Source organism: Bacillus sp. 03113, from assembly GCF_006546985.1.
GTDB lineage: Bacteria > Bacillota > Bacilli > Bacillales > Cytobacillaceae > VATK01.
The window spans coordinates 372,824-385,706 of the sequence record NZ_VATK01000001.1; the positions used below are offsets into that span (position 1 = coordinate 372,824).

The following is a 12,883-nucleotide window of genomic DNA, read 5'->3' on the forward strand; positions in this document are numbered from 1 at the left end:
AAAAGTGAGAATTACTTCCCTGTGCTTTTCTTGAAGTTCTTACCGTTTATTCGGTAGACTCTAAGGGTGTCGGCTTAAAAGATTATCCTTTATTAAAAGCGCTTTCACCTAGTAGTATATGTCAACCGCTTTCATATGTCAACCGTTTGACATATGAAGGTAAAAAATAAATGGATGGATTTTTCTATATCCATCCATTATTGAGGTTTTGCTAATAAATATGTGAAATCGCAAATATCTCTCTTCAAATCGCAAATAAATGATAATCCTAAGTAGTACTTCCTTCTATTAATCTAATAGGAAGGCGAGTTTCTCGAGGAAATTGTGTAAATTCACCTTCTATTTCTTTTATAAGGATGTCGGTAGCTGTTTTAGCAATTTGCTCGATTGGTTGTTGAATGGTCGTCAATTCTGGCATCATGATTTGGCATGTTTCTGTTCCATCATAGCCTATTACTTTAATATCACTTGGAATTTTCTTTTCCCTTTTTTTAGCTTCTGTGATAAACGTTGCCGCAAATAAATCATTACTAGCGAACACCCCATCCAAGTCCGGGTATTCATCGAGGATTTGGTTCATCACTTCTTGTTGGCTTCGATGATTAAAGGTTTCACGCACTTCAAATGTAATCGGAGCTTTCCCGTATTTTTTCATCACATCTTCATATGCTTTCCTTCTTAATTTGGCCGGTGTTTCCAGTTCAATCGACCCGTCTATAAGAATGATAGACTGACAACCTTTTGAAAGGAGTAATTCGGTAGCTATTTTTCCTCCGGCATAATTATCACTGCTTACGATCGGAACCGTTTCAGATAAATATCGATCAATAGCAACAACAGGCAAATTTTGCTTATGATAATCGAGGATCCCTTGATTATGTGTGCCGACTATTATTCCATCCACTTGGTTCCGCATTAGCATCTCTAAATATTTTTCTTCTTTTTCAATTTGATTTAAGCTGTTGCACAGCAACACTCTATACCCCAATAAAGCACATATATTTTCAATATGAAAAATAAGCTCGCCAAAAAAAGGATTACTTGTCGTAGGAAATATTAATCCGATCAAATTCGTACGCTTATTAAATAAGGAACGAGCAACATCGTTTGGAAAATAATTCAGTTCATTCATCGCTTTATGAACATTTTCTCTTGTTTCCTTGCTAATGTAGCCCCGGTTGTTTAACACACGCGATACAGTAGTTGGTGATACGCCTGCCAATTTTGCTACATCTTCAATTTTTGGCTTCATCTCTATTCCCCCTATACCTTTCATTCTATGTTGTTAAGAGATAATCCTTTTCAGGTATTTCAAAAAAGTGAGTGCTTTATAATGTTGGGGCTGAAAAGGGCATTGCGCTTTCTTAAAAGTAAGAAAAATTATTTGTACTTCGACGAGTGTCTAGCTCTAGTACCCTATCGACTAGAAGTGCTTCCCTCACCTCATCTACGATAAGTCGAGAACGAACGACTAACGTCCTTCGACTCTCCTATATCTTACTCGATTCAGTCCAGCATTTTACGTCGATGAGCAAGGGCGCTTGGGCTTTTCTTAATTATATCGAATTCATTTCACCGTTCCAAAATTGAACAATCAAGACTTTATACGTATAAAAAAATGGAAAGGAGACAAGATAATCTAAACAAACAAGTAACACATCGAGCATCTTTTAATGTTGGAGTGTTGAAGACAATGAATCCTATATTGAAAAAATTAGCGAAAAAAATCAAAAAAAAGAATCAAAAGCCATCGTATCAGCAACAGCAGCTTCCTTCAAGCAATCAGGAAATCAGCCAAAGTCTTGATGAAAATATTAAAAACATAAAAGAGGCGTTAGGGAATAGCGGGGATGTGGTAGTCCGAGAATTCAAGATGGGAGCACCTTCCCAGCAAAAGCTTGCGATCATATTCATTAACGGCTTAGCAGATAAAGATATACAAGGAAGCTTTATTATTGAAAGGCTTATGAGTAACAATAGTGAAAATGAAAGTGACAAGCTTCAATCTTCAAAACAAATTTATACATATATCAAAGAAAAAATATTGGCGATTGGAGAAGTAGAAGATTTAAACAATTGGAAAAAGATGCTGCAATCACTCGTAAGCGGGCAGACCCTTCTTTTAGTAGATGGATCAAATCAGATCATCGGCTGCTCGGCTCAAGGAGGAGAGCTCCGAAATATTACAGAGCCTACGACAGAGCCTTCTGTAAGAGGCTCTAAAGAGGGTTTTGTTGAGGCTTTAATTACGAATACATCGATGGTCCGTCGCAGAATTAAGAGCCCAAATCTATGGATAAAAAAGAAAAAGCTAGGGAAGATCACTCAAACAGATGTGGCTATTATGTACATAGAAGGGCTTGTTAATGAGAAGCTTCTGAACGAGGTTAATGAACGCCTAGGGAAAATAGAAGTGGATGAAGTAGCAGGGGCAAATACGATAGAAGAATGGATTAATGATGATATATGGACACCATGGCCGATGATTTTTACAACGGAACGGCCGGATTCTGTTAGTGGAAATATATTAGAAGGGCGTGTTGCTATTTTTGTTGACGGAACACCAGATTGTTTAATTTTTCCATCTACATGGAATCAATATTTTCAAGCCACTGAAGATTATTATTTACATTGGAATGTAGCTAGTTTTTTGCGGCTTCTAAGAATGTGTGCATTTTTGATTACTCTTTTAGGGCCATCTCTTTTTATTGCTTTTATTTCCTTTCATCCGGAATTAATCCCTACTCCGTTACTCGTTAGCTTGACTGCTCAGAGACAGGGAATCCCTTTTCCGGTTTTTATTGAGGCGTTGTTAATGGAATTTACATTCGAGATATTAAGGGAAGCGGGTGTACGCATGCCTCGTACCGTTGGTCAGGCAGTCTCTATTGTGGGTGCACTCGTGTTGGGGGAAGCAGCGGTTGCAGCTGGAATTGTTTCAAGCGCCATGGTTATTGTTGTAGCAGGGACAGCCATTGCCAGCTTTACAATCCCCCACTATTCTATGATGGATGCGACACGTTTACTTCGGTTTATGATGATGATTTTAGCAGCTTCCTTTGGCATTTATGGCATTGGACTGGGGGTTATTGTGCTAGTCGCACATACGTGCAGCCTTCGATCCTTTGGTATTCCTTACTTAACTCCATATGCCCCATTCATTATTTCTGATTGGAAGGATTCCATTATTCGCTTTCCAAAGCCTTTTTTATCTAAACGTCCCCGATTAATTAGCCAAAAGAACGTTAAGAGGTCAGGCAATACGCATAATCTTGGACCTTCACCTAGAACATCAACGATGGAAGGGAACGTAACAAAGAGGGATTCTGATGAAACATAAATTATTTATCCTAAGCCTAATTATAATAGCTTCGATATTGTTGTCTGGTTGTTGGGATCGAGCAGAACTACAAGATCTTGATCTAGTAAGCGCAATTGGGATTGATGAAGGTGGAGACAATGTAGAAAACCGTTATAGGGTCACGGTTCAAATATTAAATGAATCTCAATTAGCTGGAGCCGCAGGAACACCTGATGTTTTACAACGATCTCCCGTTACCACCTTTTCAAATACGGGGAGTACAATTGCAGAAGCTCTTCGGAAAATTTCCTCCAAATCTCCACATGAGCTTTTTTATCCTCATGTCCGTCTTATGGTAATTGGAGAGGAAATAGCAAGAAAGAAAGGAATAGAAGAGTTGTTTGATATGATTGAACGTGATGCGCAATTTAGAACTCTTTTTCCAGTACTAGTGGTTAGAGACAATACAGCCAAACAGCTGCTTCAAGTTACAACGCCTTTAGAAAAAGTACCAACTGAAAAACTTGTTGGAGCACTGGAAACGACAAAAAAGGTTTGGGGAGAATACGCCAGTGCCAGTACCCGCGCGGATCAAGTTATTAAGCAATTAGGAAACAACGTGGCAAATTTAGCAGGAGTACAAATTAATGGGGACCCAGAAAAAGGGAATCGCCTGACGAACATCCAACAAATAGCAGCGAAAACGAATTTAGAAATAAAAGGAATCGCCATTTTTAAAAATGGAAAACTTAAAAAATGGTTAGATGAAGATACGGCACGTGGTGTGACATGGATTAATAATGAAATGACGAAGACTGTTGTGGATTTAAGTTGTGATAAGAAGAAAAAAGGAGTGGCCATTGATATGATGCGCTCCAAATCAAAAATTAAGGTGAAAATAAAAAATAATAAGCCTGTTATTGATTTAAGGGTCCGTGCAGAAGGGCATATTACGGAGGTTCAATGTCCGATTGATCTCAGCAAACACGAAACATTTGAAAAGCTTGAAAAAAAGCTAGAGAAAGAAATAAAAGAAGAAGTTTTTATGGCCTTAGAAGCTGCAAAAAAACAAAAAAGCGATATTTTTCGTTTTGGTGAATATGTCAACCGTGAGGATCCGAAATTATGGAAGAAGATTGAAAAAAGATGGAATGATGAAATTTTTCCTGAGACTAAAGTGAACGTAACCGTTAAAGGATTTATTAGAAGATCGGGCCTGCGAACAAAAACATATTCTAGGTAAATTAGGTTCAATATGCTTGTTGCGTTTGAAGAATTTCCCATTTAATTGAAAACGCGCAATAAGCTTTTTAAAGAATAATAGCTTACATCTTTTTTTAAAATCATTTGTCCTTATAAGTGTCAGCCGTCATATGAAAGGGGGTCGGAAAATATTGGAAAAAGCGAAAATAAGCGCCATACAGCTCTTTGTCATGATGTTTTTATTTGAAATGGGAAGCGCGCTAGTTGTGAGCTTAGGAATTGGAGCAAAAAAAGACGCATGGGTGGCAGTGCTTTTAGGCATGCTTGGCGGGGTGGCCTTATTTTTCGTTTATTATTCCTTATACCGCCATTATCCTACCCTTCCATTTATTCATTATGTAAGTAAAATATTTGGAAAATATTTAGGATGGGTGATTGGATTGTTATACATCGTATATTGGTTATACTCATCTGCACGAAATTTGCGTGACTTTGGAGATTTACTCCTATCATCGAGCATGCCAAAAACGCCATTATTGGTGCTTAACATGTTGATGATTGTGGCTATATGTTACGTAATCTATCTAGGTGTGGAGGTAATAGGGAGAACAGGAGAGCTACTGACGATGATATTAATTTTTTTTATTATTATCGGTAATCTTTTTGTTTACTTATCTGGTAATGTTGACATGCATAACTTGGGACCATTTCTTGAAAATGGATGGAAGCCCATCTTAAAGACAGCGTATCCAGCCACAACTCTTTTCCCTTTTGGAGAAATGTTTGCTTTCTCCATGATTATTCCATATTTAAACAAACAGGAGCTGGTAAAAAAAGTTTGGTTGTTTGCTTTGCTTTCAAGCGGGCTATTATTAAGCTATACGATTAGTTTAAATATTGCTGTTCTTGGAGTAGAGGAAGTAGAGAGATCTACTTTTCCCTTACTTTCAACAATTGGGAAAGTCAATCTTTTCGATTTTATACAAAGACTTGATGCGATGGTTGTTTTTGCCTTTTTGATTACTATGTTTTTTAAGACTTCTATTTTCTTTTATTGTGCCTTGATAGCCATCGTCGAATTGTTCAAGCTAAAAGAACATCAGCAGATTGTTTTCCCAATTGGAATCATCATTCTTTTTTTATCTATGATTATTGCATCCAATTTTTCAGAACATATCGAAGAAGGTCTAAATATTGTGCCATATTACCTTCATTGTAACTTTTTGATCATCCTTCCGTTGTGTATGCTGTTAGTTGCAAAGATCCGTAAACACTTTAAATAGTAAAGATGCTTGGAATTAAAAGAGTGAAAGAGAAAATGATAAATCCCATATCGTAACAAATTTCGGAATGAGGGGGGATTACCCATGGAGAAAGCTAAAATCAGCGTCACTCAATTATTTGCCCTCATGTTTTTATTTGAAATGGGAACTGCTATTGTCGTAAGTCTTGGCAGTCAAGCAAAAAAAGATGCCTGGCTTGCGATACTGTTGGGGTTATGTGGTGGAATCATTCTTTTTTTTATTTACTATTTTTTGTTTAGGCGATATCCAAATCTTCCTCTTACTGCCTATACACGAAAAATATTTGGTCAGTACTTAGGGTGGATCATAGGTTTATTGTATGTTGTCTATTTTTTATACCTTTCAGCTCGTAATTTACGTGACTTTGGTGATTTGCTACTTTCTTCGACCATGCAAAAAACCCCATTGTTGGCCATAAATATTCTTATAATAGTAGCCATTTGCTATGTTCTTTATTTAGGAATAGAGGTATTAGGGAGAACGGCAGAAGTATTTTTTCTCATTCTCATTATTTTAGGGGTAGTGGGTAATTTTTTAGTTTTTGTATCAGGGAATATCAATTTTGAAAATTTGCTGCCCTTTCTTGAAAATGGATGGAAACCAATTTTAAAAACAGCCTTCCCTTTGACGACCTTTTTCCCTTTTTCAGAGATGATGATCTTTACGATGCTGCTCCCTTATTTAAATAAAAGTGACTTAGTGAAAAAAGTCTGGCTCTCGGCTCTAATTTCTAGTGGGCTAATCGTAAGTTTTACTTCTGCTTTAAATATAGCCGTACTAGGTGATGAAAAAGTGGAGAAATCAACTTTTCCTTTGCTTTCAACGATTGGAACTGTCAATCTTTTCGAGTTTATTCAACGTCTTGATTCCATTGTTGTAGTAACGATGTTGATTACGATGTTTTTTAAAATAGCCATCTATATATATGGAGCTGCAATCGGTGCTGCGGACCTGTTTCAATTAAAAAATTATCAACGTATCCTTTTTCCATTCGGAGTTATTGTCACCTTTCTTTCGATGGCAATCGCTTCTGAGTTTTCAGAGCATATTGAAGAAGGGCAGAAAATTGTCCCTAATTATCTTTTTATCCCGCTGCATATCATCATTCCCTTGCTTATGTTAATTGTGGCATACATTCGCAGTCGTTTAAGAAGCAAAGGGAAGCAAAACTAAATCATTCTATTTTTTCGTTTTTTCTTTTCTTGAAAGTACAATTTGTTGAACGATTACGAATAATAATAACCCATAGAGCATCACATATTCACCTGTTTCCATTACCCAAAATGGGTTTAATAAATGAAACAAAGCATGAGTAAGCTTTATCCCTAATAACAGATCCATGACAATACTTAACATGGTTGTTAATATGAGAAAAAGAATGAAAATGGCTAATACCTTCATCTTTGATCTCCTTTAATTTTAATATCTGATTTAGTTAGTATCTGTTATTTAGGAGATTTTTATTGTATTCAATATAAAAAAGACCCTCGGATTCAATCCGAGGGCCATATAGCCATTATGCCGAATGTTTACTATTTGATACAGGTGCTTTACCAGGTTTAGGCTCTAAATTTTTCAGCTTATTTTTTAAGTAATCCTTTAAGGTATTCCGTTTCTTTTTTTGCCTTTTTTCTCGATTTTTGATAAGAGGTCACCGTCCTTCTATTACTGGCACGCAAAAAAATGGTGACAGTATTGAATTGTGATCAAACTTGTTTTCTGTGAAAAACAGTAGGTGCAATTAATTTCTCATGAAATGAAGTCTCTCTGTTTATTATAGCATATGGAATCATCGTAAAAAGAGACTGATTGTAAAGAAAAATTAAGTAATTGTATAAAAAATCAGCTTTTGGTTTTATATTGCTTAAAGATATGATTTATTTATTATTATAAAAAGGATGGTGCGAGATTGATTCATATTGTGAATGGCGATATTGTTGGAAAAAAGCTAAAACGCTTGAATGACCCCATTATCGTTTGGCATGAGATGTACGATTTTGGGCCACTTAAAGCTCAATGGTCGGAGCAAGAATGTATAACAAGACGTGCGGCTTATTTTGAAGAAACAGTAGGTGTACCAGCTTCTCTTTTTATACATACATGTAGAGAGCAGAATCAACAAATCGATGATTTATCCAGGGATGAGGAGATAAGCCTTTGGTTTGAACATGACCGATACGATCAAACGATGCTTATTTATTTATTAACAGTTCTTTCAGAAAAAGGATTTTCAAAGCTTCACATGGTAAGTATTGATCGATATGAAGGAATTAAATATTTTCATGGAATGAGTCAGCTAACGTCAGAGCAGCTTATCCAGCTTTACAATGAGGATTGCAAATCTATTTCCGTTGAGCAAATTGATGAAGCAAAAGCGGCTTGGAAAGCTTATTGCTCCTCTAATCCTCTTGACTTGGAAAAATGGGTGAAACAATCGTCGTGTAATTTGCCCTTTCTAAAACAAGCTTTACAATCCCATTTGAGTTATTTTCCTTCTTTGAAAACGGGTTTAAATGAAGTGGAGAACTTAACCCTATCCATGCTAAAAGAAACAAGCCTTTCGTTCGTCGATCTGTTTTCTAGTCTCTCAAAAAAAAGAATCTTAGATGGACTTAGCGATTTGCATTATGCAGCTATATTAAATGGACTTATGCAACGTCAGAATCCGCTTCTAACAAGCAATGTACCATTGCCAAGCTTTACTTCGCCGGATCCTGCGGCTGTTTTAACGATTACTCAAAACGGCATTGACTTATTAGACAGTAAACTTGATCGATTTGAATGTATAGGAATGGACTGGTGGCTTGGCGGTGTTCATCTTACAGAGGATCGGTGGAGATGGGATGGCATTCAATTGATTTTGAGTTGATCGATTTTTCGATAAAATTTCCTTATAAAATTTTCCAGTTTTTACGTAGACTTAATACTGAATTAATAATCACTCAATAATAAAGAGATAGAATCATAACTGTAAAGAAACTGAATAATTTTTGCTTCTGTTTGGGCAGGAGTACATAGGAGAAAGCCCTTCTTAAGCTTATAGATGTACGAAACGTATGTATTTTTTATATGTACGGTAGAGTCATGTTTATAGCTTAATGAAGTGGCTTTTTTGTTGTGAAAAAAAGCGGAGGTGCATGCTGATTAAAAACACCTAAATATAGAACAGCGCTATATTTGAGACCCAAAATACCGATTTAAATGGGAGAGATCCCGTAATGCGTGTAAAGGCCATTGTTCATAGAGATTATCCAGTAAAGTATCCTGAAAATACATTATCTTCGTTCCAGGCAGCTAAAGAACTTGGATTTGGTATTGTCGAGTTGGATGTTCATTTAAGTAAAGATGGGATTCCAGTGAATATGCATGATCGTACGATCGATCGAATGACGGATGGGCTTTGTTTAACAGGTTCAGCGCTATCAGTCTATATTAAGTGCCACAAATGAATTGGAGCGCTTTGCTCAGTTTTTCTATCAATATTAATGGAGGGAGGGTGATATACGTTGGATCAGGTTAATATTCAAGTAGACTCAACTCCAGAAATCCATCAAAAGATGAATAGACAAAAGAAAAAGAAAAGATCGAAATGGAGAAGATCCATTCAAAAAAACTATGGACTCTATTTGTTAATTTTGCCTGTACTCCTCTATTTCATTGTATTTAAATATATCCCAATGTATGGAGCCCAGCTTGCATTTAAGGAATTTATTGCAGTCAAAGGAATATTTGGAAGTCCATGGGTAGGATTTGAGCACTTTGAAAGATTTTTTAACAGCCACTATTTTTGGCGTTTAATCAAAAACACGATTGGGATCGGTATTTATGAATTAGTTATTGGCTTTCCGATTCCGATTATTCTAGCACTTTTTATTAATGAATTAAGGAATAAAAAGTTTAAAGGCTTTGTTCAAACGATTACGTATGCCCCACATTTTTTATCAGTGATTGTTTTGGTTGGAATGCTGTACCTTTTTTTCTCCCCGACCAATGGATTAATAAATCAGCTCCTTATACTTTTTGGAGGGAAACCAATCCATTTTATGACAGAGCCAGCTTGGTTTAAGTCTATTTATGTGTTTTCTGGTATATGGCAGCAAATGGGGTGGAGTTCCATTATTTATTTAGCTGCATTGTCCACTATTGATCCACAGCTACACGATGCAGCGAAGATAGACGGTGCTAGTAGATTTCAAAGAATTTTGCATGTGAATTTACCAGGAATCCTGCCCACCATTATCATTCTACTAATCCTTCAATGTGGACATACATTAGGGGTAGGATTTGAGAAAGTATTTCTAATGCAAAATCAATTGAATATGGAAGCCTCGGATGTCATTGCTACTCATATTTATCGAGCTGGGATTTTAGGAGCACAATACGATTACTCAACGGCGATCGGTTTATTTGAATCAGTTATTAATTTCTGTATTTTATTGTTAGTAAATTTTTTTGCTAAAAGAATGAGTTCTTCAAGTATTTGGTAACGAGGGGGATTGCATGATTAAGGAAAGCAAGGGAGATCGAATATTTACTGTTATTGTTTATATGTCGTTGATCATGGTTGCACTTATCATTGTGTACCCGCTCATCTACGTCTTAAGCGCATCGTTAAGTAATCCAACACTAATAGCGAGAGGGGAAATTTGGCTCTTTCCAAAAGAATTTACTTTTTCATCCTATGCGAAAGTATTTCAAAATCATGAAATGATGATTGGTTATCGTAATACCGTTTTTTATACGGTATTTGGAACAGCTATTAATATTATATTGACCATTATGATCGCTTATCCACTATCGAGAAAAGATTTTTACGGAAGAAATATGATTATGTTCTTTATCGTGTTTACGATGTTTTTTAGTGGAGGGATGATTCCTAGCTATTTATTAGTGAAAAATTTAGGCATGTTAAATACAGTTTGGGCAGTTGTAATTCCGGGAGCCGTATCCGTTTATAACGTCATTGTAATGCGTACTTTTTTTCAAAGTATTCCTGAGGAGCTTAAAGAGTCTGCTGAATTGGATGGTTGCTCAAATATTCAATACTTGCTTTATATTTTGTTGCCGCTATCTAAACCTATAATTGCAGTCATGATTTTATTCTATGGTGTAAGCCATTGGAATGGCTTCTTTGAAGCACTTATTTATTTAACTGATCGAGATAAATTCCCCCTTCAATTATTTTTGAGGGAAATGCTGATTCAGGAAGATATGGCTGGCATGGCCAACTATAGTGATTCTTCCATTTCCGATTTTATGATGAAAGTCGAAGGGTTAAAGTATGCTGTGGTCATTATCGCAAGCTTACCGATGTTAATTTTATATCCCTTTTTACAAAAGTATTTTGTAAAGGGTGTTATGATTGGCGCCCTCAAAGGCTAGTTCAGGAAGAAGGAAAAAATATTTTTACTATAATAGGAGTGAAAAACATGCAAATAAGAAAATGGTTAGCACTACTTTTAGTCTTAACAATGATGTTTTTGACTGCATGTCAAAACAGCAGCAAGGATGAAAAAACGAGTACAGCCTCGAAAGAAAAAGATGTAAACGAAAAAGGATTTCCAATTGTTAATGAGCCGATTAATTTAACTTTTTTAACTGGGAAAGCCCCAGATAACAGCAGTAATTTTGAAGAAACATATGTATGGAAAACGTATGCAGAAAAAACAAATATGAACGTAAAGTTTGAGCTTGTTCCATTTGAAACATTAACAGAAAAAAGAAATCTCGTACTAGCAAGTAACGATTTGCCAGATGCTTTTTATTCTGCAAGGATTCCTTCTGCTGATCTTGTAAAATATGGGAAGCAAGGTGTGTTTATTAGTCTAAATGATTATATTGATCAATATGCCCCAAATTTGAAAAAATTAATGGAAAAATACCCAGATTTAAAAAGAGGTTTAACGATGCCAGATGGCAATATCTATTCTTTTCCATCCTTTTATGATCCAGAATTCTTATCGATGTTAATCGGAAAGCCGCTGTGGGTGAATAAAGAATGGCTTGATAAGTTAGGAATGAAGGAACCAAAAACGACTGATGAGTTATACAAATATTTAAAAGCTGTAAAAGAAACAGATTTAAATGGAAACGGCAAGAACGATGAAATTCCTTATAGCAGTGCCGGAATTAATGAGCTATTAGACTCAATAAAAGGCGCATGGGGATTGGGGAATAAAGGGTTGGGACATAAATTTGCAGATCTTGATCCAAAAACGAATAAGCTCCGCTTTATCCGTACGGATGAAAAATATAAAGAAATGCTTGAATATGTTCATAAGCTTTACCAAGAAGGTCTTCTTGATCCAGAAATTTTTACCCAACAAGAAACTCAAATATATTCAAAAGGCATGGAAGGAATGATTGGATCTGCCGTCATACCTAACCCCCTTGCTCAAATGAAAAGTGACAAATATGTAGGATTAGGCGCGTTAAAAGGTCCTCATGGAGATCACATCTATTCTCATGTTAAAACACCAATGGTTTGGGTCGGTGCATTTGCTATTACAAGTGCTAATAAGCATCCCGAAGCAACGATTAGATGGATGGACCACTTCTTTAGTGAAGAAGGAGCTAAATTCTACTTCATGGGTGAAGAAGGAAAGTCCTATACAAAATCATCAGATGGTCAAATGCAGTTTACAGAGGAAATTACAAAAAATCCTCAAGGTTTGACGCAAGACCAAGCATTAACAAAATACGTAACATGGATTGGTGGAAGCTACCCCGGACATGTCCAACAAAGCTATTTTAAAGGCTCGGAATCCTTGCCTAATTCACTAGAAGTTGGGGAAAAAGCTGAAAAGAATGTGGATGAAATTTGGAATGCATTTAACTTTACAGAAGAAGAAATGGTTTTCAAACAAGCTCAAGGAGCCGATCTTGAAACATTTGTTTCTGAGATGGAAGCCAAGTTTATCACAGGTGATGCTTCTTTCGATGAATGGGATAAATATGTGAAACAAGTTGAAAATATGGGTGTTAAAGAATACATGGATATCGAAAAAGCGGCTTATGATCGCTATATGAAACAATAATAAGTGTAAAGATACATCTGTGCCTGTCACCCCAGGCG

Annotated in this window: 11 protein-coding genes; 9 read left to right on the top strand and 2 right to left on the bottom strand. The window is 36.2% G+C overall.

Translation table 11 applies throughout. From position 1 onward, the window contains the following. Nucleotides 1–268 precede the first annotated feature (268 nt). Nucleotides 269–1,252 (bottom strand): LacI family DNA-binding transcriptional regulator, encoded by a 984-nt coding sequence (locus FDO66_RS03450; protein ID WP_141431000.1) that lies wholly within the window; start codon nt 1,250–1,252, stop codon nt 269–271. Nucleotides 1,253–1,618: 366 nt separating this feature from the next. Between FDO66_RS03450 and FDO66_RS03455 the strand changes: the two genes are divergently transcribed. From FDO66_RS03455 to FDO66_RS03470, 4 genes are all read left to right on the top strand, one after another. Next, a complete protein-coding gene (locus FDO66_RS03455) occupies nt 1,619–3,340 on the top strand; it encodes a spore germination protein (protein ID WP_258535554.1) in 1,722 nt (573 codons plus the stop codon). Further along, nucleotides 3,330–4,544 carry a Ger(x)C family spore germination protein gene (locus tag FDO66_RS03460; protein ID WP_141431002.1) on the top strand — a complete coding sequence of 405 codons (1,215 nt, stop codon included), beginning with the start codon at nt 3,330–3,332 and terminating at the stop codon, nt 4,542–4,544. Before FDO66_RS03455 ends, FDO66_RS03460 begins: the two co-directional genes overlap by 11 nt. 151 nt (nt 4,545–4,695) lie before the next feature. Beyond that, a complete protein-coding gene (locus FDO66_RS03465) occupies nt 4,696–5,787 on the top strand; it encodes a GerAB/ArcD/ProY family transporter (protein ID WP_141431003.1) in 1,092 nt (363 codons plus the stop codon). 84 nt (nt 5,788–5,871) lie between these two features. Further along, on the top strand, nt 5,872–6,981 hold the full coding sequence (locus tag FDO66_RS03470; RefSeq protein WP_141431004.1) for a GerAB/ArcD/ProY family transporter: 1,110 nt from the start codon (nt 5,872–5,874) through the stop codon (nt 6,979–6,981). Between the two features lie 6 nt (nt 6,982–6,987). Here the strand turns inward: FDO66_RS03470 and FDO66_RS03475 are convergent, their stop codons facing one another. Next, on the bottom strand, nt 6,988–7,209 hold the full coding sequence (locus FDO66_RS03475; protein WP_141431005.1) for a YczF family membrane protein: 222 nt from the start codon (nt 7,207–7,209) through the stop codon (nt 6,988–6,990). Between the two features lie 508 nt (nt 7,210–7,717). Between FDO66_RS03475 and FDO66_RS03480 the strand changes: the two genes are divergently transcribed. From FDO66_RS03480 to FDO66_RS03500, 5 genes are all read left to right on the top strand, one after another. Next, entirely contained in the window at nt 7,718–8,677 is a 960-nt protein-coding gene (locus FDO66_RS03480; RefSeq protein ID WP_181444429.1) for a DUF1835 domain-containing protein, read from the top strand. A 349-nt stretch (nt 8,678–9,026) separates the two neighbouring features. After that, nucleotides 9,027–9,257 (top strand): glycerophosphodiester phosphodiesterase, encoded by a 231-nt coding sequence (locus tag FDO66_RS03485; protein ID WP_141431007.1) that lies wholly within the window; start codon nt 9,027–9,029, stop codon nt 9,255–9,257. A 108-nt stretch (nt 9,258–9,365) separates the two neighbouring features. After that, nucleotides 9,366–10,295 carry an ABC transporter permease gene (locus FDO66_RS03490; protein ID WP_141431162.1) on the top strand — a complete coding sequence of 310 codons (930 nt, stop codon included), beginning with the start codon at nt 9,366–9,368 and terminating at the stop codon, nt 10,293–10,295. Between the two features lie 13 nt (nt 10,296–10,308). Then, nucleotides 10,309–11,190 (top strand): carbohydrate ABC transporter permease, encoded by an 882-nt coding sequence (locus FDO66_RS03495; protein ID WP_141431008.1) that lies wholly within the window; start codon nt 10,309–10,311, stop codon nt 11,188–11,190. Between the two features lie 47 nt (nt 11,191–11,237). Continuing rightward, a complete protein-coding gene (locus FDO66_RS03500) occupies nt 11,238–12,845 on the top strand; it encodes a type 2 periplasmic-binding domain-containing protein (protein ID WP_141431009.1) in 1,608 nt (535 codons plus the stop codon). The last annotated feature ends 38 nt before the right edge of the window (nt 12,846–12,883 follow it).

Coding starts and splice junctions, on each gene's coding strand:
- FDO66_RS03450 (WP_141431000.1), bottom strand. CDS start 1,252: ATGAAGCCAAAAATTGAAGATGTAGCAAAATTGGCAGGCGTATCACCA.
- FDO66_RS03455 (WP_258535554.1), top strand. CDS start 1,619: ATGGAAAGGAGACAAGATAATCTAAACAAACAAGTAACACATCGAGCA.
- FDO66_RS03460 (WP_141431002.1), top strand. CDS start 3,330: ATGAAACATAAATTATTTATCCTAAGCCTAATTATAATAGCTTCGATA.
- FDO66_RS03470 (WP_141431004.1), top strand. CDS start 5,872: ATGGAGAAAGCTAAAATCAGCGTCACTCAATTATTTGCCCTCATGTTT.
- FDO66_RS03475 (WP_141431005.1), bottom strand. CDS start 7,209: ATGAAGGTATTAGCCATTTTCATTCTTTTTCTCATATTAACAACCATG.
- FDO66_RS03485 (WP_141431007.1), top strand. CDS start 9,027: ATGCGTGTAAAGGCCATTGTTCATAGAGATTATCCAGTAAAGTATCCT.
- FDO66_RS03490 (WP_141431162.1), top strand. CDS start 9,366: ATGAATAGACAAAAGAAAAAGAAAAGATCGAAATGGAGAAGATCCATT.
- FDO66_RS03495 (WP_141431008.1), top strand. CDS start 10,309: ATGATTAAGGAAAGCAAGGGAGATCGAATATTTACTGTTATTGTTTAT.
- FDO66_RS03500 (WP_141431009.1), top strand. CDS start 11,238: ATGCAAATAAGAAAATGGTTAGCACTACTTTTAGTCTTAACAATGATG.